At 31.4% G+C, this 20,922-nt stretch carries 22 protein-coding genes and 1 pseudogene; 17 read left to right on the forward strand and 6 right to left on the reverse strand.

Going from position 1 to position 20,922, the window contains the following annotated elements; all coding sequences use genetic code 11:
* Position 1 precedes the first annotated feature (1 nt).
* From C661_RS0112820 to scpB, 6 genes are all read left to right on the forward strand, one after another.
* Positions 2 to 817 carry a purine-nucleoside phosphorylase gene (locus tag C661_RS0112820; protein ID WP_017415728.1) on the forward strand — a complete coding sequence of 272 codons (816 nt, stop codon included), beginning with the start codon at positions 2 to 4 and terminating at the stop codon, positions 815 to 817.
* An 84-nt stretch (positions 818 to 901) separates the two neighbouring features.
* On the forward strand, positions 902 to 1,720 hold the full coding sequence (locus tag C661_RS0112825) for a purine-nucleoside phosphorylase (RefSeq protein ID WP_017415729.1): 819 nt from the start codon (positions 902 to 904) through the stop codon (positions 1,718 to 1,720).
* A gap of 133 nt (positions 1,721 to 1,853) precedes the next feature.
* Positions 1,854 to 3,158 carry a pyrimidine-nucleoside phosphorylase gene (locus tag C661_RS0112830; protein ID WP_026051051.1) on the forward strand — a complete coding sequence of 435 codons (1,305 nt, stop codon included), beginning with the start codon at positions 1,854 to 1,856 and terminating at the stop codon, positions 3,156 to 3,158.
* 101 nt (positions 3,159 to 3,259) lie between these two features.
* Positions 3,260 to 4,459 (forward strand): D-alanyl-D-alanine carboxypeptidase family protein, encoded by a 1,200-nt coding sequence (locus C661_RS0112835; RefSeq protein ID WP_017415731.1) that lies wholly within the window; start codon positions 3,260 to 3,262, stop codon positions 4,457 to 4,459.
* An 808-nt stretch (positions 4,460 to 5,267) separates the two neighbouring features.
* On the forward strand, positions 5,268 to 6,008 hold the full coding sequence (locus tag C661_RS0112840; protein WP_017415732.1) for a segregation/condensation protein A: 741 nt from the start codon (positions 5,268 to 5,270) through the stop codon (positions 6,006 to 6,008).
* A 1-nt stretch (position 6,009) separates the two neighbouring features.
* Complete coding sequence (scpB, locus tag C661_RS0112845) at positions 6,010 to 6,600, forward strand: SMC-Scp complex subunit ScpB (RefSeq protein WP_017415733.1); 591 nt, start codon at positions 6,010 to 6,012, stop codon at positions 6,598 to 6,600.
* Between the two features lie 210 nt (positions 6,601 to 6,810).
* Here the strand turns inward: scpB and ytfJ are convergent, their stop codons facing one another.
* Entirely contained in the window at positions 6,811 to 7,284 is a 474-nt protein-coding gene (gene ytfJ, locus C661_RS0112850; RefSeq protein WP_017415734.1) for a GerW family sporulation protein, read from the reverse strand.
* Entirely contained in the window at positions 7,277 to 7,867 is a 591-nt protein-coding gene (locus tag C661_RS21845; RefSeq protein WP_017415735.1) for a DUF2953 domain-containing protein, read from the reverse strand. Before C661_RS21845 ends, ytfJ begins: the two co-directional genes overlap by 8 nt.
* A gap of 105 nt (positions 7,868 to 7,972) precedes the next feature.
* On the opposite strand from C661_RS21845, the gene C661_RS21850 reads away from it, so the two are divergent.
* The 3 genes and pseudogenes from C661_RS21850 to C661_RS0112870 all read left to right on the forward strand — a co-directional run.
* Complete coding sequence (locus tag C661_RS21850) at positions 7,973 to 9,076, forward strand: D-alanyl-D-alanine carboxypeptidase family protein (RefSeq protein ID WP_017415736.1); 1,104 nt, start codon at positions 7,973 to 7,975, stop codon at positions 9,074 to 9,076.
* 851 nt (positions 9,077 to 9,927) lie between these two features.
* Complete coding sequence (locus C661_RS0112865) at positions 9,928 to 10,923, forward strand: sulfide/dihydroorotate dehydrogenase-like FAD/NAD-binding protein (protein WP_017415737.1); 996 nt, start codon at positions 9,928 to 9,930, stop codon at positions 10,921 to 10,923.
* A pseudogene (locus C661_RS0112870) lies at positions 10,920 to 11,177 on the forward strand (FAD-dependent oxidoreductase); the annotation flags it as partial. The gene C661_RS0112865 and the pseudogene C661_RS0112870, both read left to right, overlap by 4 nt.
* Before the next feature lie 42 nt (positions 11,178 to 11,219).
* Here the strand turns inward: C661_RS0112870 and C661_RS0112875 are convergent.
* From C661_RS0112875 to C661_RS0112885, 3 genes are all read right to left on the reverse strand, one after another.
* The gene (locus C661_RS0112875; protein WP_017415739.1) at positions 11,220 to 12,809 is read right to left on the reverse strand and encodes a recombinase family protein; all 1,590 of its coding nucleotides are present in this window, start codon (positions 12,807 to 12,809) and stop codon (positions 11,220 to 11,222) included.
* A 265-nt stretch (positions 12,810 to 13,074) separates the two neighbouring features.
* On the reverse strand, positions 13,075 to 13,500 hold the full coding sequence (locus C661_RS0112880) for an ImmA/IrrE family metallo-endopeptidase (RefSeq protein ID WP_017415740.1): 426 nt from the start codon (positions 13,498 to 13,500) through the stop codon (positions 13,075 to 13,077).
* 25 nt (positions 13,501 to 13,525) lie between these two features.
* The gene (locus tag C661_RS0112885) at positions 13,526 to 13,963 is read right to left on the reverse strand and encodes a helix-turn-helix domain-containing protein (protein ID WP_017415741.1); all 438 of its coding nucleotides are present in this window, start codon (positions 13,961 to 13,963) and stop codon (positions 13,526 to 13,528) included.
* A gap of 557 nt (positions 13,964 to 14,520) precedes the next feature.
* Between C661_RS0112885 and C661_RS0112890 the strand changes: the two genes are divergently transcribed.
* From C661_RS0112890 to C661_RS21855, 6 genes are all read left to right on the forward strand, one after another.
* Positions 14,521 to 14,721, forward strand: a complete 201-nt coding sequence (locus C661_RS0112890) for a helix-turn-helix transcriptional regulator (RefSeq protein ID WP_017415742.1) — start codon at positions 14,521 to 14,523, stop codon at positions 14,719 to 14,721.
* Between the two features lie 192 nt (positions 14,722 to 14,913).
* Positions 14,914 to 15,660, forward strand: coding sequence for a phage antirepressor (locus C661_RS0112895; protein WP_017415743.1), 747 nt, complete (start codon positions 14,914 to 14,916; stop codon positions 15,658 to 15,660).
* Between the two features lie 45 nt (positions 15,661 to 15,705).
* Entirely contained in the window at positions 15,706 to 15,867 is a 162-nt protein-coding gene (locus C661_RS23675; protein WP_017415744.1) for a hypothetical protein, read from the forward strand.
* A 345-nt stretch (positions 15,868 to 16,212) separates the two neighbouring features.
* Positions 16,213 to 16,371, forward strand: coding sequence for a hypothetical protein (locus C661_RS23680; protein ID WP_017415745.1), 159 nt, complete (start codon positions 16,213 to 16,215; stop codon positions 16,369 to 16,371).
* Between the two features lie 2 nt (positions 16,372 to 16,373).
* Positions 16,374 to 17,318, forward strand: a complete 945-nt coding sequence (locus C661_RS0112910) for a YqaJ viral recombinase family nuclease (RefSeq protein ID WP_017415746.1) — start codon at positions 16,374 to 16,376, stop codon at positions 17,316 to 17,318.
* Positions 17,319 to 17,320: 2 nt separating this feature from the next.
* Positions 17,321 to 17,791 (forward strand): recombinase RecT, encoded by a 471-nt coding sequence (locus C661_RS21855; RefSeq protein WP_017415747.1) that lies wholly within the window; start codon positions 17,321 to 17,323, stop codon positions 17,789 to 17,791.
* On the opposite strand, the gene C661_RS0112920 is transcribed toward C661_RS21855, so the two are convergent.
* A protein-coding gene (locus tag C661_RS0112920; RefSeq protein ID WP_085959904.1) for an IS3 family transposase occupies positions 17,788 to 18,983 on the reverse strand; the annotation gives its coding sequence in 2 pieces (ribosomal slippage) (positions 17,788 to 18,683 and positions 18,683 to 18,983; 1,197 coding nt in all). The two genes, C661_RS21855 and C661_RS0112920, sit on opposite strands and share 4 nt — an antisense overlap.
* Before the next feature lie 301 nt (positions 18,984 to 19,284).
* Between C661_RS0112920 and C661_RS0112930 the strand changes: the two genes are divergently transcribed.
* Positions 19,285 to 19,527 (forward strand): hypothetical protein, encoded by a 243-nt coding sequence (locus tag C661_RS0112930; protein ID WP_017415750.1) that lies wholly within the window; start codon positions 19,285 to 19,287, stop codon positions 19,525 to 19,527.
* A gap of 388 nt (positions 19,528 to 19,915) precedes the next feature.
* Positions 19,916 to 20,140, forward strand: coding sequence for a hypothetical protein (locus tag C661_RS21860; RefSeq protein ID WP_192812665.1), 225 nt, complete (start codon positions 19,916 to 19,918; stop codon positions 20,138 to 20,140).
* Positions 20,141 to 20,922: the final 782 nt, after the last annotated feature.

Here is a 20,922-nt window from a genome sequence, read left to right on the forward strand (position 1 = left end):
TATGGATTTAAACATGATAAAAGAAAGCGTTGAATATGTAAAAAGCAAATTAAACTTTGAACCTGAAATAGGTGTAATACTAGGATCAGGTCTTGGCGATATGGCAGATACTTTAGAAGAAAGAACTGTTATTAAATATTCAGAAGTACCTAATTTACCAGTATCTACAGTACATGGTCATGCTGGACAATTTGTGGTTGGAAAATTAGGAGATAAAAAAGTTATAATGATGCAAGGAAGATTCCATTATTATGAAGGTCATAAAATGAATTTACTTGCACTACCAATATATATAATGAAGTATATTGGCGTTAAATCATTAATAGTAACTAATGCTTGTGGTGGTGCTAACACTGATTTCGTTCCAGGAGATTTAATGATTATTAATGATCACATAAACTTTGCAGGAACTAACCCTCTAATAGGAAAGAATGATGAGGAAATTGGACCAAGATTCCCAGATATGTCAGCTCCATACGATAGAGAATACATGAAACTTGCAAAAGAAGTTGGAAATTCATTAAATATAGACCTTAAACAAGGAACTTATATGATGTTTACAGGTCCAACTTACGAGACTCCAGCTGAAGTTAGAATGGCTAGAATATTAGGAGCAGATGCAGTTGGAATGTCTACAGTTCCAGAAGTTATTGCTGCAAGACATTGTGGGTTAAGAGTACTTGGAATATCATGTATTACAAATATGGCAGCAGGAATATTAGATCAGCCATTAAATCATGAAGAAGTTATTGAAACTTCTACAAGAGTAAAAAGTAAGTTTATTTCTTTAGTAAATGATATTATAGAAAAAATGTAACCATATAATTAGACATATTCCTTCTCCTTTGAGAAGGAATATGTGTTTAGGCACATAACTTTAGTTTAGTAGGGAGGTTTTATCATGGATTTATTAAAAAGAATAGAAGAAGCAAAAGCATTTATTCTTAGCAAGCACAGCAAAGAAATTCAGGCTGCCATAATACTTGGAAGTGGATTAGGTGGAATTGTAAAGGATATTGAAAATCAAAAGGTTATCAAATACTCTGAGATTCCAGGTTTTCCAGAATCCACTGTAAAGGGCCATGCTGGAGAAATTATAATAGGTGAATTATGTGGAAAAACAGTTCTTGCAATGAATGGTAGATTCCATTACTATGAGGGCTATGATATGCAAACTGTAACTTTTCCAGTGAGAGTTATTAAAGCCTTAGGCATTGAGAATATAATTATTACTAATGCAGCTGGGGGAATGAATCCTAATTTTGAACCAGGGGATTTAATGATAATTACAGATCATATTAATATGATGGGAGCCAATCCTTTAATAGGAGCAAATTATGAAGAACTAGGACCAAGATTTCCTGACATGTCTTCAGCCTATAATAAACAATTAATAGAATTAGCCTTAAGCAGTGCAAAAGCTTTAAATATTAAAGTACAGCAAGGAGTTTACTGCCCTGTTTCAGGACCAACTTATGAAACTGCAGCAGAACTTAAGATGTTAAGATTAATTGGTGGAGATGCAGTTGGAATGTCTACAGTTCCAGAAGTTATTGTTGCTAACCATATGTCCATGAAAGTTTTAGGAATTTCATGTATAACAGATATGGCAATAGGAGATAACTTAGAACCACTTGATCACTCTAGAGTAGTGGAAACAGCAAATAAGGCAATGGCTAAATTTATATCCCTAGTAAAAGAAATAATAGAAAAAATGTAGGATTTATTTTTTTAATTATATATATTAAGGCAAAAAATTCATTCAACTTATAATATAAAAGAAGGTTGGATCATTTAATTATGTATGTTTAGATAGGAGGTGGATGTTTTTAGATTTTCTAAAAACAATTACTATGAGAATGTATGATTTAATATTAAAAAAGAGAAATGGCAAGGAATTAACAACAGAAGAAATAAACTATTTCATAGAACAATATACTAATGGTGAAATTCCAGATTATCAGGTATCTGCTTTATTAATGGCAATTTACTTTCAAAAAATGAATGGAAGAGAAACTGCTGATTTAACTATGGCAATGGTTAATTCAGGAGATACCCTTAACTTAAGTGAAATTAATGGAATTAAAGTTGATAAGCATAGTACTGGGGGAGTAGGTGACACTACAACTTTAGTGTTAGGACCTATGGTTGCTGCTTTAGGTGTTCCAGTAGCTAAGATGTCTGGAAGAGGGCTTGGACATACAGGCGGAACTATAGATAAGCTTGAATCCTTTAAAGGCTTCTCAGTTGAAATGCCAAGGGAGAAATTTATAAATAACGTAAATAACATTAAGATTGCTGTTGGTGGTCAAACAGGTGAATTAGCGCCTGCAGACAAAAAACTTTATGCCCTTAGAGATGTTACTGGAACTGTTGATAATGTTTCCCTTATAGCTTCAAGTATAATGAGCAAAAAAATTGCAGCAGGGGCAGATTGCATAGTTTTAGATGTTAAAGTTGGTGAAGGTGCCTTCATGAAGACACCAGAAGCTGCTCAGGAGTTGGCAGCTGAAATGGTGAGCATTGGAACTAATGTAGGTAGAAAAACAGTAGCTATAATTTCAGATATGGATCAACCCTTAGGTCTTGGAATTGGAAATGCCTTAGAAGTTGAAGAAGCTATAAATACCTTAAAAGGAAATGGACCTAAAGACTTAGTAGAACTTTGCTTAACTTTGGGAAGCTACATGGTTACCTTAGCTGGTGCAGCAAAGAATGTAGAGGAAGCAAGAGCTAAGCTTGAAGAAACTATAACCTCAGGAGCTGCAATAGCTAAATTAAAAGAATTTGTTAAAGCTCAGGGCGGAGATACCGCTTGTATTGATGATACAAATTTACTTCCTAAAGCAAAATACATAATTCCTGTATTAGCAGATAAAGATGGAGTTGTTGAAAAAATACATGCAGAAAGTATTGGGTTAATTGCAATGGAACTTGGTGCAGGAAGAGCAACTAAGGATAGTGTAATTGATTTAGCAGTGGGAATTGTTCTTAATAAGAAAAGAGGAGAACAGGTAGTTAAGGGCGATGTAATAGCTTATATACACAGCAATGATGAAAATAACATAGAAAAAGCTAAAAAGGATATTTTAAATAACTATGTAATTTCTCCAAATTATGTAGATAATATTCCTCTAATACATCATATAGTAGATTAGTTAAAAAGTCAGATTTTTTAAATCTGACTTTTTATATTTTTGGATAATATGTGAGGCTTTAGGTAAAAATAATTCTATAAAAAATTATATGGAGGTAAGCTATGAAAAAGAAAAGTGCAATATTTAGTTTATTACTATCAATGATATTTTCACTACAACTTTTTGTGGTGCCTGTAAAGGCTTTCGAACCTAAGGCCAAGGAAAATGCTCCTAGTACAAACTCAGTAGGTTTTGAGCCAGATGCTAGGTCAGCACTATTAATAGAACCAACTTCAGGAAAAGTTCTTTATGAAAAAAATTCAAAGGAAAAATTTGCTCCTGCTTCTGTAACTAAGATAATGACAATGTTATTAGCTATGGAAGCCATAGATAGTGGCAAGGTTAAACTAACTGATAAAATTGTTTGTAGTGAAAAAGTTAAATCTATGGGTGGAAGTAGTATGATTCTTGATACTGGCGAAGTTAGAACAGTAGAAGAAATTTTAAAAGGTATTGCAATAGCATCTGGAAATGATGCTGCAGTTGCTATGGCAGAATTTTTAGAGGGTAGTGAAGAAGCTTTTGTGGTTAAAATGAATGAAAAAGCTAAAGCTTTAGGTATGAATGATACAACCTTTAAAAACTGTACTGGGTTAGGTGCAGATGGGCATTTGTCTACTGCTAATGACATTGCACTAATGTCTATGGAATTACTTAAACATCCAACAATACTAAAATACTCATCAATTTATATGGAAACAATAAGTGAGGGTAGAAAATCTCCTATAGAGCTTGTTAACCATAACAAGTTAGTAAGATTCTACAAGGGTTGTGATGGACTAAAAACAGGATTTACTCAAGAGGCAATGTACTGTATTTCAGCTACAGCAGTGAGAAATGATGTAAGAATGCTAGCTGTTATAATGGGAGCTCCAAGTTATAAACAAAGAAATGCAGATGCTAGCAAACTTATGGATTATGGTTTTGCTAAGTTTGAAAGCAAGAATATTATTGCTAAAGACTCAGAAGTTGAAAAAGTTCCTTTAGATAAAAAAGGTGAAAAGTTCTATATAGCTAAGGCTAAAGATGATGTTAAAGTAACTATTGAAAGAGGAACAGAGAACCAAATAAATAAAAAAGTTACTATAGATCCAGACTTAAAGGGTATTAAAGAGGGAGATATAGTAGGATATTGCGAAATATATGTAGGAGATAATTTAATTAAGAAAATAGAACTATATAGTGATAGAGAAGTAAAACAATCACAGTTCTTAAATAACATGAAGAATATCCTTACAGAAATTTTCGATAATGCTATATAATCCATGCACATATGGAGGGCACAATAATATTCTTAACGAAAAATCTTTTGATTAGGGGTATGAATAAAATGCTTAATAGAAATTAAGCTTCAAGAAAGTTCATTTATTGTAACTTGATAACAGTAAGTTGGATGAAAGGATTTTAAGTTGCCTATAGAAAGAAAGTTTCTTTAATGTGCCTTTATAACTAATGTTTAAAATAGCGGTTTAACTTAATGCATATTTAAAACTCCTAGGGTGTAAAACTAGGAGTTTTGTTTTGTGAAAAAACTGTATCATTTATGGATTTTTAAAGTCCTAAATAAAATGAATTCAAAGAAAACAATCAATTGCATATAGGAACCCTTGTCATACCTCTTAACGTCTAAGTGCTAGTTCAATTCTTGTAAAGATTAAATAATGAATAAGTTCATCTTGTGAAGATACATTGGAAGCAGCTTTGGGATAAACAAAGGTATCTTTGTGTACAAACCGCATTTTTTACACTAAAGCACTTACCCTAGGCTGAGCAATTTGCAAGGCTGGTCAATAGCCCTTTAAAGAAGAAGGCAGATTTAAAGATTCCAAAAAGTTGTTAAAGTAATATACAGTTACTCATTAGATTTAAGATGAATTTTATAAAAAAATAAGTTATAATAAAATGAAACTTTAATATAGGCTTTTCACATCAAAGCTTAGTGTATCATGTACAAAAGCCTTGGGGAAACTTAGTTTAGTTAATCCTTAAGGTGTTTTCTAACTTTAATTATCCATATAAAAACTTAATCATGCATATATTAAAGAAATTTATCTAATTAGGGAGTTTAATATGTCACTTAGTATTAAAATAACAAATTTTGAAGGGCCTTTTGATTTACTATTGCATTTAATTAAAAAAAATGAAATGGATATATATAATATTAAGATTTTAGAAATTACAAATCAATATTTAGATTATTTAAAAGAAATGAAACATATGGACTTGGATATAACCTCAGAATTTATAGTTATTGCAGCCACTTTAATAGAAATTAAATCTAAGATTTTATTACCTAAACCTAAAATTGAAAATGAAGAAGAAAATGAAGTGGATGCAACAAAAGAGTTAATAGACAAGATATTACTATATAAGAAGTTTAAAGTAGCTGCGGAATTTTTCCTTGAAAGAGAAAAAGAGACAGGGATAATGTTTAGCAAAAAACCTGAGATTATTGAAGAAAAAAATCACAAAGAAACCACAGCGGATTTACTGAAAAACATTACTATGTTAGATTTGTATAATTTATACAATGAATTAATGAATAACTACTTAAGCAAAATTAACACAGAAGCAACCATTGAAGATAAAATCAAAATGGAAGTTTATAAAATAGAAGATAAGATGGATGAGCTTAAAAATATTATGAATATAAATCCTAAAGTTCACTTTACTAACATTTTGATGAGCTACAAGAGTAAAACGGAGGTTATCGTAACCTTTTTAGCATTATTAGAACTTATTAAATTAAAAAATGTAAAAGTAATTCAAGAAGGTAATTTTAAAGATATTTATATAGAAAGGATTGAATAGCGTGGATGAAGTTACTTTAGAACAATTAGAAATTGAAGACACTTCCTATAAGAATGTTTATTATTCAATAATAGAGTCCTTATTATTTACTAGTGGAGATCCATTACATATTAATACCATAGCCTCAATTATTGAGGGATCCATAGAGTTTACTGAAAAGCTTATGGATGACCTAACAAAGGATCTTGAAGAAGATAAAAGTAGAGGGGTAAGGATAATCAACACTAATAGCGAATATCAAATGGTTACTAAGCCAGCAAATAGTGAACATATACAAAAACTTTTAAAAACTAATATAAGACAATCCTTATCAAGAGCAGCTTTAGAAACTCTTGCTATAATTGCCTACAAACAACCAATTACTAGGGTTGAAATAGAAGAAATCAGAGGAGTAAAAAGTGATAGAGCAATAACTACTCTTGTTGAAAAAAGTTTAATAAAAGAAATTGGTAAAAAGGAAGTAGTAGGAAGACCAAATTTGTATAGCACTACAGATGAATTCTTGAAACACTTTAATTTTAACAATTTAGATCAACTGCCATCCTTAGAGGACTTTGTAAAAGATATTGACATGGATAATGAAACTCTTTAGCCTATAGAAGACAATAATGAGACATAACTTAATTTTTATGTGTAAACTTGTTAAACTGATTAGAGTTTTAACCCAATAAACCATAAGCATCTTTTCTTTATCAAAGTGCATATGATTTAGTTTGCTTTCAAAACTTTTGATTTTGATAAATTTAATAGGCATACAATTAAAAGACTGTTTTAATTCAGTCTTTTAATTGTATTTATGGTGTTATTCCGCTGGATCACATGGATCAAAAGGTACTGTTCCCTTTGAAGGATCTTTTACAATAGTTTCGGCACAGCATTCTTTATCATCCTCGTTATCTTTATCCTTCTTAAACATATCTTTAAACATATCCATAAGTTGAGGTATTGTGTCAACAATTTTGTCATAAGTACTATGTTGATCCACTGGAAGCATTCTTATTGAATCGCCTCTTACCACTAGGAAACCTACTGGTCTAATTGATATACCTGCTCCTGACCCCCCACCAAAAGGATGTCTGCTAGCTTTTTCAACTTCTCTTATGTTTTCAAATTCTGTTCCCCCTGAGGCAAAGCCAAAAGAAACCTTTGAAATAGGGATTATTACTGTTCCATCATAAGCAGTGACAGGCTCACCTACCACTGTATTAACATCAATCATATCTTTAATGCTTTCCATTGTGCTTTTCATTAAATTTTCTATTGGATGATTATCCATTTTGAACTTCCTCCTTATATTTAGCTTTAGGTACTTTTAATTTTCTTGACCCAAATTTTAGATTGTAGATAATAATAATGCATATATAGATAAGTTTTGCAAAATTAATGAAAATTATACTATTTATTTCAAAATTAAAGTAAAAATTGTTATATGTGGGTTTTATTTCTGACTTAAAATCCTTTAAATTAAAAAATAAGCTTAAACCACTAGAAATAAAACTAGTAAATTGATGTAGCAAACCGTATAAAACAGCTGTATGAGCAGCATCTTCTAAAGCATAGTTAATATTAAATTTTATTTTAAGAGATAATTTAAATTTATTTTTTCTTAGTATAGTTATAATTTTTTTAGCATTGTGCGGATTTACCAAATCTTTATGTATAATATCCTCTTCAATTTTTTCATTAGCTTTAATTGAAGCTTTTTTTATTTTTTTCTTCATTCTTCTAGTTACATTAATTTCTTTTCCATATATTTTTAAGTGAGCTTTTTTACCAGAATAATTCAGTGTTATTTTGAGAGGAATAGGTAACAATAATATTGTTAATATTATAAATAAAATTACAAACAAAGTTTTCAAAATTAGCCCTCCAAAAATTTTATATTTAATATTATATCCATTAAAGTATGGTGTATACAAAATTGGTAATTTTATCATGTTAAATTTGATGTAAGGAGTGAAATTATGAAAAATAAATTTTTAAAGTTTTACTCAGTGCTTATTATGGTTTTTTTATTAACTAGTTTTTCAACTGAAGTTTATAGTAAGCCTTTGCGAGTTAATGCAGTATCAGCTATTGCTATTGATGGTAATACTGGCATAGTTTTATTTGATCAAAATAGTCATAAGGTTATTCCTATGGCTAGTACCACAAAAATCATAACTTGTTTAGTAGCACTGAAATATGGAGATTTGGAACAGAAGTTTGAAATATCCAAAAATGCGGCTTCAATTAGAGGTTCCAAGGTGGGATACAAAAGCGGGGAAAAGATTTCTTTAAAAGAACTACTACACGGGCTAATGCTAAAATCAGGAAATGATTGTGCTATTGCAATTGCAGAAGGACTCAGTGGATCTATTGAGAATTTTTGCAAACTAATGAATGAATATGCACTTGAAATTGGTCTTATGGATAGCCATTTTGAATCACCTCATGGTCTGGATAGTATGTACCACTATTCCTCAGCTTATGATTTAGCTATCGCAACTATGAAGGCTAAAGAAATAAAAGAGTTTAATGATATTGTTTCAGCAAAATTAGTTGATGGTGTGGAAAATGGATTTACTAGAAGTTTTCAAAACATAAATAAAATCTTATATCAAGTCCCAGAAGCTAATGGCGTCAAGACTGGATATACAGGAAATGCAGGAAAGTGCTTGGTAAGTTCTATTAAATATGAAAATAGTGACATTATAATTGTAACTTTAAATTGTAATAATAGATGGGAAGAAACAAAAAGAATTTATGACTTTGTAAAGGAAAACTATAATTTTGAAAAAATAGTTTCTAAAGATGAAGTTTTAGGTCAAGTTTGTGTTAAAAACGAAAAAAATAAAGTGGATCTTATTAGCTCAAAAGATATTGTAGTTCCAGTTAGAAAAAATCAAGTTATAAATAAAGAGATACAAATTCCTAAACAGCCTTTAAAAAAGGCTATAAAAAAAGATGACAATATAGGTATGTTACTAGTTACTAGTGAAAAGGAAGTGCTTATGAAGTATCCCTTAAGGGCTAAAGATAGCTTTGAAAGTAAGAGCATGATTGAATATATTAAAGATGTTTTTTAATATAAAAATCTATAAGTTGTAACAGTATTCTTACATTACTTAATAAATTAAAAGCAAGTTGTATGAAAGAGAGTGCAAAAGTAGGGTTATTATTAGTGGAGTTTCTTTATTACATCCTATATATTAAATAATCAACAAGTTCATTCTGTTAACAACTTTGGAAGCAGATTTAAACTAAACAAATGGAGTGTGTGAACAAATATACATTTGTTACGCCAAAGTAACTTATCTAAACTGAGTAACTACCACTTTAGAAGGTGGAAGCTTTAAAGCTTCTAAAATGTTATTAAAATTTGTTTATCAAAGCAGTTTAAAGAATAGGTGTATACTTCAATAATTATAAATATGAAGGAAAAATAAGCTGTTAACAATCAATTGTTAGCAGCTTATTTTATTATATAGGAAACTCAATTTTTGTGTTAAAAAAGTGCCTCAAAGCCCTAGAAATACTAGGGTTCAACATGAGTAAAAATATGCAAGTAGTTGCTGGTTATTTAAAAGGTCATGTGAATACACGCTTTTGTTCTGTGAAATTTTAATGGCATAAATTTATAATATGTAAGAGTTTTAAAGAATTATATGGACTATTTTTAAAAAATATAAAACACTGGCCCTGGCTATAGAGTTAAATTCATAAGAGTTAATAAGAAATATAGGCTACTAGGAAGGGTTTTATTTAACTTGTTTCTAAAGCTTGGAGTTAATTCCAAGGTAGTTTTATGTAAAGGTTAAGATTTCATTTAGGGTACTAAAGCCCATAACTATAATAGCCTAGGTTAACTATTGGTTTGCAGTAACATTTATAAGGAACTTAAATATTCTAATAGTATAGTAAGCTAGGAGGGCTAAGCATGAGTTATGAACCATATAATTGCATAGATTGTGGCAGTGAATATTGTCCGTGTCATCTAGCTGAGTCAGGTAATTGTATTTTGTGCTCTCATTTAGATGGTAAGGACTTTTGTGACTGTTGTAATTGGAACGGAGTTTGCATCTATCAAGAGTTTGTTCAAAATAATTTCAAGGCGAAGGCAGGAAGAAAGTATCAATGCTGTAAAATCCTTAGTAAAGAAAAAATAGAAGACAAAATGTTAACTTTTAAAATAAAGGTTAGTGACAAGTTGATAAGTGATTTAGTAAATCCAGGTTCCTTTGTATTTGTAAGAAGACCAGATTGTGGATCTACCTTCGATACTCCTATATGCGTTATGAACTGTGATACCGCAGAGGAAACTATTACCCTAACTATGGAGATAAAAGGGGTAAAAACTAAGACCTTAGATGAATTAGAGGTTGGACAAAATATATTTGTGAAAGGTCCATTTTGGAACGGAATATTAGGACTTAAAGCCCTTTTAGAAACAAAGAACAAGGTTTGTTTACTTATTGCAAGGGGAATAGGTCAAGCTCCTATGGTACCAGTAATCGAAAGATTAAAACAAAATGGTAATGAAATAATAGTGATTGTTGATAAAAAGCCCTTTGAGAATATTTTTATTCAGGATATCTTGAAGCACAACGATTGTCAGGTATTAGAATGTAATACTTTACTTCAAGGTGGAATTTTAAGCCAGGAGTGTAGAAAACTTCTTTGGGAAATTATTTCAACTAAAGATATATCACTAGTTCACTGTGATGGAGCAGATATTCTTAATTATCAAGTAATGAAAATTGTAGAATCACTAAATAAAAAAATTCACTTTTCTTGCTGTAACAATGAGAAAATGTGCTGTGGTGAAGGAGTATGTGGGTGCTGCACAATTATGAACAATGATGAAAAGTTAAGAAGACTTTGTAAGATGCAAACTGACCCTAAATATGTATTTGAAGGGAGGCGACTATTTTGAAGGTAGTAGTAATTGGTGGAGGATGGGCTGGTTGTGGTGCAGCCATAACAGCTAGAAAAGCAGGGGCCGAAGTGATATTACTAGAAAAGACTGACTTATTACTTGGTGTAGGAAATGTAGGCGGAATCATGAGAAATAACGGTAGATACACTGCAGCTGAAGAACTTATAGCTCTTGGAGCAGGAGATTTAATAAATATTACAGATGCCACTACAAGACATAAAAATGTAGATTTTCCTGGACACGAACATGCTCGCCATGTAGTATTGATGCATTTATCCTAACCTATGCTAGGACTACTGTTTAGCCCCAGCGTAGGTTATATCTATTTTATTAGTATTACCATCCCAGGTTATTTTGGTTATTATGGTTTCGAGTAGTCTTCGCTTGTTATTTATATCGGGTATTTTATCGTAGTATTTTAGAAATTCGTCTAGAGCATTGGTTACTAGCTCTATGTTATTCTTTTGGGTTTCTCTTATTTGTTTCTCTATTTCTTTTTCCGATAGTTTAGTTTTTAGGGTTGATATATCCTTCGATAGTTCGTTTACTTTGTTCATTATAAATTCTGCAGCTGGACCAGTTGCGTTTGCGAGCTGCTCTAAGAGGTTACTCATTTGCTTTGTTTTTTGGTCTAGGTCAATTTGTATCTTTTGAGAGATATCTTCTTTTTTATTATCCTTCTTTAAATTCTTCATGTGTTCCCGTATTTTTTGCTTGCTGCTTGATTTTATATCATTTATCACTGCATTTTCTAGTAATTCACCTTTAACATTTGGGTTATCGCATCTAGTTTTGCCACTATGAGCTTTCATAGTACAGGTATAGTAATAGATTTTTGTTCCATCTTTTCTAGGTCTGTTGTAGACGATTCTCATAGGGGAGCCACAGTGAGCACATTTTAGCACACCAGTAAGTAGTGCTTTTTTAGATGTTCCCAGTCTTGGATTATCTTTTAATTTATTTTTATCTAGTGCCATTTGAACTTTCACCCAATCTGAGCCTTCAATGACTCCTTCATGTTTAGCAACGGCAGCTATCCAATCCTTTGTATCTCTTGTGGTGCCTTTAACATCTTTTTTATTGTAAGTTAAAATTCCAAAGCCATTGGGTTCACCGAGTACAAGCATTCCTAAGTCGCTGAGATAATCAAATACTTCCTCAGTAGATTTAACATAAACAGGGTTCCTTAGGATATCATTTATGCTCATGGAATGAAGTTGACCACCATTTTTACCTTTTATATAGTGCTCCAAGCAATACTGAAGAACTTTATGGATTGAAAAGTTCTCTAGATATAAGTTAAAGATGAGTCTCACCGTTTTGAGTTCTTTTTCATTGGGGATAAGAACAGTTAAGAATTTTTCATTAAGTTCATGGTCTAGGTAAGATACTCTTTCAGAATCAAAACCAAGAGGTAATTGGCCACCCAACCAACGACCGCCTTTTGCCAGCTCTAGCATGTTATCTCTAATTCTTTCAGCTATAGTTTCACGCTCAAGTTGGGCAAATACTGAGGCTATGTAAATCATAGCTCTACCCATGGGGGTTGATGTGTCAAATTGTTCCTTTATGCTTACAAAGTCAATGTTATATTTTTGTAAGGTTTCAAGGGTAGTAGAGAAGTCCGCTACATTTCTACTTATACGATCTAATCTATAACATATAAGTACATTGAATTTTTTAGACTTGGCATCTCTAAGAAGCTTTTGAAACATAGGCCTGTTAGTGTTACCGCCACTAAATCCTTCATCTTGGTAAATTGTAAAATCATCTAAACCTGGAAAGTGGCTTTTAGCATACTCCTTACATAATTGAATTTGATTTTCAATGGATTCTCCTGTATCCGTTAGCCGTGATTTCCTTGAATATATTGCTGCTTTCATAATCCACCTCATTTTTTAAATAGAATTAACTGGTCAAAAATATGCTTTCCATAATTTACGACATTTAACCAGAGTAATGGTTATTCAAAATTACCTTATAATGTAGAAGCCCTATTGAAAGTTACATATAGAAAAGCTCAATGTATGCTTATCTTGAAATTTAACATATAATTGTGCAATTAGAGCTATTAATCAAAATACTGCATTTCATCTAAAATTTTAAGTCTTATATATTTATTTTATGTAGGAGTGCTTGTCTATATTTTTAAGTAAGAAATTTGGTTATTAAGTCTTTAGCTCTAGTGGGAAGTAAAAGTTCGTTGATGTTATCTTTAGTTATGTTGTTATGAAGTGTAAAAATGTATGCAGCAAATAAATCAGCTTCATACTCTTCTTTTCTGCATTTAGTAGAAGGGCAGTTAAGGAGCATCTCGCCTTTATGGTTTAGAACGCAGTGACCAAGTTCATGATATAGTGTAAATTGCTTTTCATAGCCTTCTAAATCTTCATTAACTGCCATAATTCGCTTCTTCTCTGAAATAAATGTGTAAAAACCTTTAATGTTTTCACTAAGTGATTCATATTCAAAGGTTAGATTTTTTCTACTTTTTATAAGTTCTTCAGCATCAGTAGTTCCTTGCTGTCTTATTAGTTTATTGACCACATTTTTTATATAATTCTCAATATACAAGATAGCATCCCCTTTAACCCTTTGCTTATTTATCTTTATATTTTTTGGGAGTATATTTTTCTTTATTTTTCTTAGCCATTGTTTCAAGTAGATTTCTTGTGCTAATTAGTAATACTTCATAGTCCTTTTCACTAAGATACTCTTTGTTCTTTGAAAGAGACAGTTTTAAGTCATCAATCATCTTATTAGCATCCTTATCTAACTCTTCGGATTCCTTTGAAGTTAATGAGCTTGGGTTAGATTTTTTTTGAACTGTTCTAACATCGGTTCTTCCAAGAAGATAATCTACTGAAACTTGAAAAAAATTAGCACATTTATGTGTAAACTCATTCTTAGGTTCTCTAAGATTATTTTCATATCTACTTAAGGTTGCTTTAGTTGTCCCTAGTATTTCTGCCAATTTATCTAAAGTAAGATTTTTTTCGTTTCTGACTAATTTTAATCGTTCACCGAAAGTTGCCATAACTACACCTCCATATTAATAATTATAAAACAAGTTACCAAAAAGAAAACTTTAGTTACCAAAAATGCAATAAAATTTTCAAAAACAGTTGACTTGTTACCAAAAGTATAATAAAATAAAGTTACCAAATAGATAACAAAATACTTAAGTAACAATTCTAGCTAATAATAGCTGAGGATAAACTACTATATAACACTGAAGTTTAATAACTTGTAATTAGTTTAACCAAAGACTAAAGAAAGTTATAAGGAGCTAAAGAGAGTGTAAAAACATTGTGGTTTTTGTGAGAGAATTTTAACTTGTTCATTATAAATGAAATCTATATTCATAATGAATAAGGAAACTAGGTGAGGAACCATCCCTAAATTAAGTTTTAATTCTGGCTCATTAGACTAAGAAGTTGCTGAAAGTAACATAAAAAATATCATTTTAAAATTATTGCCAAAAGGTCTTTATAGATCTTGAAAGCAGTATTAAGGCCTTAGGGTTACTACTCTTACATTAATAAAAGTAAAAAACTTTTAATTTTTAATATAAAGAAGAAAGGGGGTGATGGAGTGAAAAATCCTAACTTTAGTCTTAAATCTTTAAGAGTGAAGCACCAGTATACTCAACAATATGTAGCAAAGATACTAGAAATAGCTGAGACCACTTATAACAGAAAAGAAAATGGAGTTACAGACTTTACTGTTGCTGAAGCAGAAAAACTTGCTAGGCTTTTTAAGGTATCACCAATGGATATTTTTTTTAACAACTAAGTTACCAAATAGATAACTAGTCTGTTTTATAGTTTAGCCAAGTTTCTTATTTTTATAAGGAAGGAGATTAAAATTTTCACTGGGTTACTTATTTTTTAAAATGTTGTGCTTATATGGAGGAGATATTGGGAGTTACTATGCTGAGGGTTTTATATTTTTGAAAGTAAAAAGTTTTTAAAGGGGGTAAGAAGGGTGAATAAAATAGAATCCTTTGATAATAAGGAGTTTGGGGAAATAAAAGTAATTATGAGAGAGGGAGAGCCGTGGTTTGTAGCTAAGGAAGTGGCAGAGATATTAAGTTACCAAAACACTCAAACCATGACAAGAAGGTTAGATGAAGATGAAAAGGATATGCAAATTTTGCATACCCTTGGTGGAAATCAAGAAATGACAGTTATAAATGAAAGTGGTTTATATAATGCAATAATTGGTTCCAAGCGCGTTGCAGCTAAAAGATTTAAAAAATGGGTTACCTCAGAGGTGTTACCAAGTATACGAAAACATGGACTTTACGCAACTGATGAACTTCTTGAGAATCCAGACCTTCTTATTTCTGTGGCTACAAAGCTTAAAGAAGAGAGAATAGCAAGACTGCTTGCAGAAAAGAAACTTGATAGTTTAAAGCCTAAAGTGGAAGCTTATGACACCATGCTTAGTGCTGGTAATTCTCAAACCATGTCAGAGGTTGCTAAGATTTTAGGAATTGGCAGAAATAAGTTGTTTGCTTTTTTAAGAGGTAAGAAAGTTTTAAGAAATAACAATGAGCCTTATCAACTTCATATTGATGCAGAAAGATTTGAAGTAAGGGAAGTAACAATAATTCATAGTGATTGGATTGAAAATAGAGCTCAAACCTTAGTTACACCTAAAGGAATTGATTACATCTATAAGCTTTTAAATAAGGGAGCTTTGGATGAAATAGCTGTAACTAAAAGTTAAGAGCTTTCATATTATGAAGGGAAGTAACAAAAAGGAGAGATCAGAGTGAGGGCAAAATCAAAGGAAATTACTGTGGTATCTCATTATCCAGAGGATATGGAAGCTTACTATGAATTACTAGCTGAGGCATCAGCAAGAGCATTACTGGTTTCTTTAACGGAAGAGGAAATTGCTGCAATTTTAGATGATTCGGAGTCAGAAGAATAGCTTACTAGAGGTTTTTATAAAGAAGGTTTAACAAAGGATGTAAAGTGAGAAATCTTATTTTTTTAAGGCTTTTTCTAAAAAAGAGCCATAAGTGTCCAATATATACTATGCTGCTACTTTAAAGAAAATGACTAAAATAGAAATTTTATTTCTAAGTGATTAAGGAAGTTATTTTCATTATTCAGGGTGAGGGTAAATTTAAGATGATAATGCAATTTGAAAGTTTTTAGGCTAGTTGTTATAAAAGGAAACTAAAAATAAGGTGATAATATCACTTTTAACACAAAAGCATAGAAGTTTGATTATTTAATATATAACTAAAAAATACAAAAGGAAGTGTTTAGTTTGTTTAACCCAAAAGAAATAGTAGAGGAACTTAAGTATATTACAAACCATCACAAGAACAAGATTTTTGATGCGGATAATCCAGAGTTTTATATTAGCGAGATTTATTGGTGTGATATTGATGGGTGTTTTAAGTTTAAAACACAGTGGGAGGATTAATTATGGATTGTGTAGTCTTTGCTAAAACAGGGGAAATGGAAAGAGAGCAGTGGCTTCAGGTTAGGAAAAATGGTATTGGGGGAAGTGATATACCTGCAATATGTGGGCTTAATAAGTATAAGTCTCCAGTGGATATTTACTTAGATAAAATTGGTGCCTTAGAGCAACCAGATGTGCAAAGTGAAGCAGCTTACTTTGGTAGCTTATTTGAAGATACTGTAGCTAAAGAGTTTGAAAAAAGAATAGGAAAGAAGGTGAGGAAGAGAAATGCTCTGCTTCAACATAAGGATTACCCTTTTATGCTAGCCAATGTGGATCGTTTAGTTATAGGGGAAAGAGCGGGGCTTGAATGCAAGACTGCTAGTGAATATAAGTTAAAGCATTGGGAAGAGGATAAGGTGCCACAGGAGTATATACTTCAATGCCAGTGGTATATGGCAGTAACAGGGCTTTCTAGATGGTATATTGCAGTGATAATTGGGGGCAATAAATTTATAACTAAAGAGATACACAGGGATGAAGAGATTATAGATTATCTCATAGAAATAGGGAGAAACTTTTGGGAAAATCATGTGATGAAAAATGTACCTCCACCTGTGGATGGAAGTGATGCTTGTACAGAGCTATTAAATAGCCTTTATCCAAGAAGCATAGAGGGAGCAGAAATTTCTCTAGATGAAGAAGCTTATAACCTAATAAGTAAAAGAGAACAATTAAAGTGCTTAAGTAAAGAGTTAGAAACTCAAATTAGTCAATGTGAAAACAAGATAAAAGATATGCTGAAAGACAATGAAATAGGGGTTGTGAAGGACAGAAAAGTTATATGGAAGTCTTGTGTTAGAACTTCAGTAGATAGCAAGGTTCTAAAGTCAAAATACCCAGAGATTTATGAGGAATGCATTAAAACTTCAAGTTATAGAAAATTCGATATTAAGGAGGAAAAATAATTATGACTACAAAAGCTAATGTAACATCAGTGAAAAATGCATTGAAGGAGCAAATACAAGTACAACAGGTGGCAGCTCAAACAGATACATCCTTTCAAGGAGTTTTAACAAAACAATTGCAGCATCAGTTTAAAGCAATTCAAAGTTTGGTACCAAAGCATGTAACTCCAGAAAGACTTTGCAGAATAGGGATTAATGCAGCAAGTAGAAATCCACAGCTTATGAATTGTACTCCTGAAACCATTGTTGGAGCCATAGTGAATTGTGCAACCTTAGGACTTGAGCCAAACTTGTTAGGTCATGCTTATATAGTGCCTTTTTATAATAATAAAACTGGAAAGATGGAAGCTCAATTTCAAGTAGGTTACAAGGGAGCCTTAGATTTAATTAGAAGAACTGGAGCAGTGTCTACTTTAAGTGCCCATGAAGTTTATGGACCTAGGTCAATATTTTGGACACAATATTTTTATTAATTAGCTGCTCTAGCTAAATCTTCTTTCATTTGAGGTGTAATGTACCCAATAGAGCCATGAATTCTCTTTCTGTTATACCATCCTTCAATAAATTTGAACATTGCCAATTTAGCACTATCAAAATCATAGTACCTTACGTTGTTTACTTCTTCTTTTTTTAACACGGAGTGAAAGGATTCAATACATGCATTATCATAGGGACATCCTTTCATACTGTATGATGGGCGTATATTATATTCTCTTAGACGTTTTGTAAACTCAACACTTGTATATTGAGTTCCTAAGTCTGAGTGAAATATAACTTGCCGATCAGGCAACTGTGTTCTATATGCATTATCTATAGCAGCTAGTACTATCTGATTATCCATAGACTTTGAAAAAGAGTAGCCTATTATTTTTCTTGAGTGTAAGTCCATAACTGAAGCTAAGTAGCACCATCCATGCTTTAATGTATGGATATATGTTATATCTCCAACCCATTTTTCATTTATAGTTTCAGTTTTAAAGTTTCTTTGAATAATATTTTTGCGTTGATATATTTCGCTATCGCTACGGTAAGGTTTAAATTTTTTGCATACAATAGATCTTATACCTAGCTTTTTCATAAGTCTTTGAACGCGCTTAATGCTTATGCTAACGCCATTATTAAGAAGGACTCTGTGGATTTTGGGCGCTCCATAACGTTTATTACTGTCTTCATATATAGAAAGTATCTGTTCTTCATAGCTTTTATTTTCTAGTGATCTATTAGACTGACTTAAATCATGTGCTTTATAGTAGGTGCTCCTTGGAATATTGAGTACTCTGCACATCATTATAATGGGGTATTTTGACTTGTTATCGTCTATGAATTGAATTATAGATTTTGATCCTTTGAGAATATGGCGATAGCTTTTTTTAATATTTCATTCTCCATTGAGATTCTCTCATTTTCTTTTTTTAGTCTTAGAATCTCATCCTTATCTGCATCTATACTTGTTTCTTTATCTTTAACCTTAGTCTCTTTTGGTACTTTAATTATAGGTTTCTCAGATACCTTGGCTTTTGGTTGAAGTTTATTTACCCAATTATTAACTGTTACATAAGTTACGCCATATTCTTCGCATATTTCTTTGATAGGTTTTCCAGTATTGTAGACTTCAACAATCATTTTTTTGAAATCATCGGTATACCTTTTACCTGTAACTCGCATGTGGACACTCCCTTTCACATATATTAATCTTAATATTTTATATCTGAATGTGTCCACAAAATTATACTAACACCACCATAAGTATTCTTAAGAATATATATTTTTATATTTAAAAAAACATATATTTTCATAGGAAAATACACTACTTAAGCATATATACTTATTGAAGATTCATGAGCTGAAGCTTTGTAAGTCAGCAAGTTCAAAGGTTTAAGGGATAAATAATTAAAGAGCTTAAATCCTAAGAGTAGATTAAGAGCGCATGAATTTATTCAGTAAATATAATGAATGAGGTGTTAATGTGATTGAAGATAAGATTTTAGTATCCAGTGATGAAGGGCAAAGTTTTGACAAGATGCAGATAGCTCTTGCTATTAGGAACTCAACTTATGAAGATAATTTAAGTTGTTTTTTATTAAAGAATGGGGTACTAAAGAGCTGTGAAAAGTGTAGCTTGCAATTTTTCTGTGAGAAACTAGAGGAACTAGCAGAGGAATATATAACTATGACTTCTACTGTGGTGAATACTTTTAGTTTTAAATAAAATAAGAGTGTAAAAGAATCTCATAATATTTAATTTAACAGGGCAGCCACTAAGAAAAGTATACAAGGAGCTAGGATGCTCTGGAGTAATTTTCTCAGTGGCTTATTTTTAGGTGTCTTAAAATATAAACTCAACCAATAGGTAGATAATTTCCAGCTAAAGCTCTGAACTCATTCAAGTATTAGTTGGAATTTGACATTGATTTTAATTTTATTGTAGCAGTGAAAAAATAGGTATATTATTACAGTTGTTATATGATAAAATGGTACTAATAGAGAAATGCAGAAGATTTTATTTAGGTCAAACTAGTAAAAGTTTGCGAATTGAAGATTATTTATATTTTAAAGTTATTGAAGTTAATAATTAAGTTAAAAATCAAAATTTTAAATTGGAGGTGCGCACTATGAAAAAGAAAGAAGATTTTTATGAAGAATCATGGACTGGTCCATGTGCAGATTGTAATGGTACTGGAATAGTCGAATGCGATGTATGTGAGGGAGAGGGTGAATATAATTCTGAAGTATGCACGGCTTGCAACGGTGATGGTGGAAAGAAATGTCCAGATTGCGGCGGTTCAGGTAAAGCCACATATCACATGGGGCAAAAAATATAATTCATGGTGGAATTATTGATTAACACACAGTATAAGCATTTTCAGTAGCAAAACTACTGCGTAACATTCTTAAGAAGCTGCTTAATTATAGTATTTGAATGTTTTTAAATTTAATATCCTTACTAAAAGATAAGGCCACTAAGAAAACATAAAGGAGCTATATGCTCTGGCGTAATTTTCTCAGTGGCTTATTCTCATTCCTCATAAAATCCAAACTCACCTAATCTGTAGACTATTTGGGATTAAAGCTTTCTCTACGTTCAAGTCTTAATCCTAAATAGTCCTTTAATTTATAATCCAAGTTGAAGTAAATACTTCCAAGGGTTTTATAAATCATTACAAAGGTGATTTTTTCAGAGAAATCCTTATCCTGCAATTTAATGAATTCTTTATAGATTTAATTATGGATGGAATAGGTAATATGGAATTTAAGGAAAACATGAATTAGCTGTTTATAAGAAAATACACAATACCAAAGTATATTTAGCCTTATCTTCCTTTCCACTAGGTTTCATTCCAGCTATGGCTAAAAATACTTTGAAACTAAAAGGAGATTTTAGACAAGCTGTTCAACTTAGAACTTAATAGCATTTAGAATCCAATATATACGTTCAAAAGCTTGTCTAAAATTAATTATTCCAAAAGCTACAAAGAACTTAAAGGTCCTTTGAAACTCCATGTCTCCATGCATTTATGTGCTTCTTTATAACCATCTTTCTATATATTAAGGATTACTAATCACCTGGAGAAACCCAATAACACCACCAGATATTTTTCACTCC

This window comes from Clostridium tunisiense TJ, assembly GCF_000300195.1.
GTDB classification, from domain to species: Bacteria; Bacillota; Clostridia; order Clostridiales; family Clostridiaceae; genus Clostridium_J; species Clostridium_J tunisiense.

Coding starts and splice junctions, on each gene's coding strand:
- C661_RS0112865 (WP_017415737.1), top strand. CDS start 9,928: ATGAGTTATGAACCATATAATTGCATAGATTGTGGCAGTGAATATTGT.
- C661_RS0112840 (WP_017415732.1), top strand. CDS start 5,268: ATGTCACTTAGTATTAAAATAACAAATTTTGAAGGGCCTTTTGATTTA.
- C661_RS21850 (WP_017415736.1), top strand. CDS start 7,973: ATGAAAAATAAATTTTTAAAGTTTTACTCAGTGCTTATTATGGTTTTT.
- C661_RS0112910 (WP_017415746.1), top strand. CDS start 16,374: ATGGATTGTGTAGTCTTTGCTAAAACAGGGGAAATGGAAAGAGAGCAG.
- ytfJ (WP_017415734.1), bottom strand. CDS start 7,284: ATGGATAATCATCCAATAGAAAATTTAATGAAAAGCACAATGGAAAGC.
- C661_RS0112835 (WP_017415731.1), top strand. CDS start 3,260: ATGAAAAAGAAAAGTGCAATATTTAGTTTATTACTATCAATGATATTT.
- C661_RS0112825 (WP_017415729.1), top strand. CDS start 902: ATGGATTTATTAAAAAGAATAGAAGAAGCAAAAGCATTTATTCTTAGC.
- C661_RS0112820 (WP_017415728.1), top strand. CDS start 2: ATGGATTTAAACATGATAAAAGAAAGCGTTGAATATGTAAAAAGCAAA.
- C661_RS0112885 (WP_017415741.1), bottom strand. CDS start 13,963: ATGGCAACTTTCGGTGAACGATTAAAATTAGTCAGAAACGAAAAAAAT.
- C661_RS21855 (WP_017415747.1), top strand. CDS start 17,321: ATGACTACAAAAGCTAATGTAACATCAGTGAAAAATGCATTGAAGGAG.
- C661_RS0112875 (WP_017415739.1), bottom strand. CDS start 12,809: ATGAAAGCAGCAATATATTCAAGGAAATCACGGCTAACGGATACAGGA.
- C661_RS0112830 (WP_026051051.1), top strand. CDS start 1,854: ATGAGAATGTATGATTTAATATTAAAAAAGAGAAATGGCAAGGAATTA.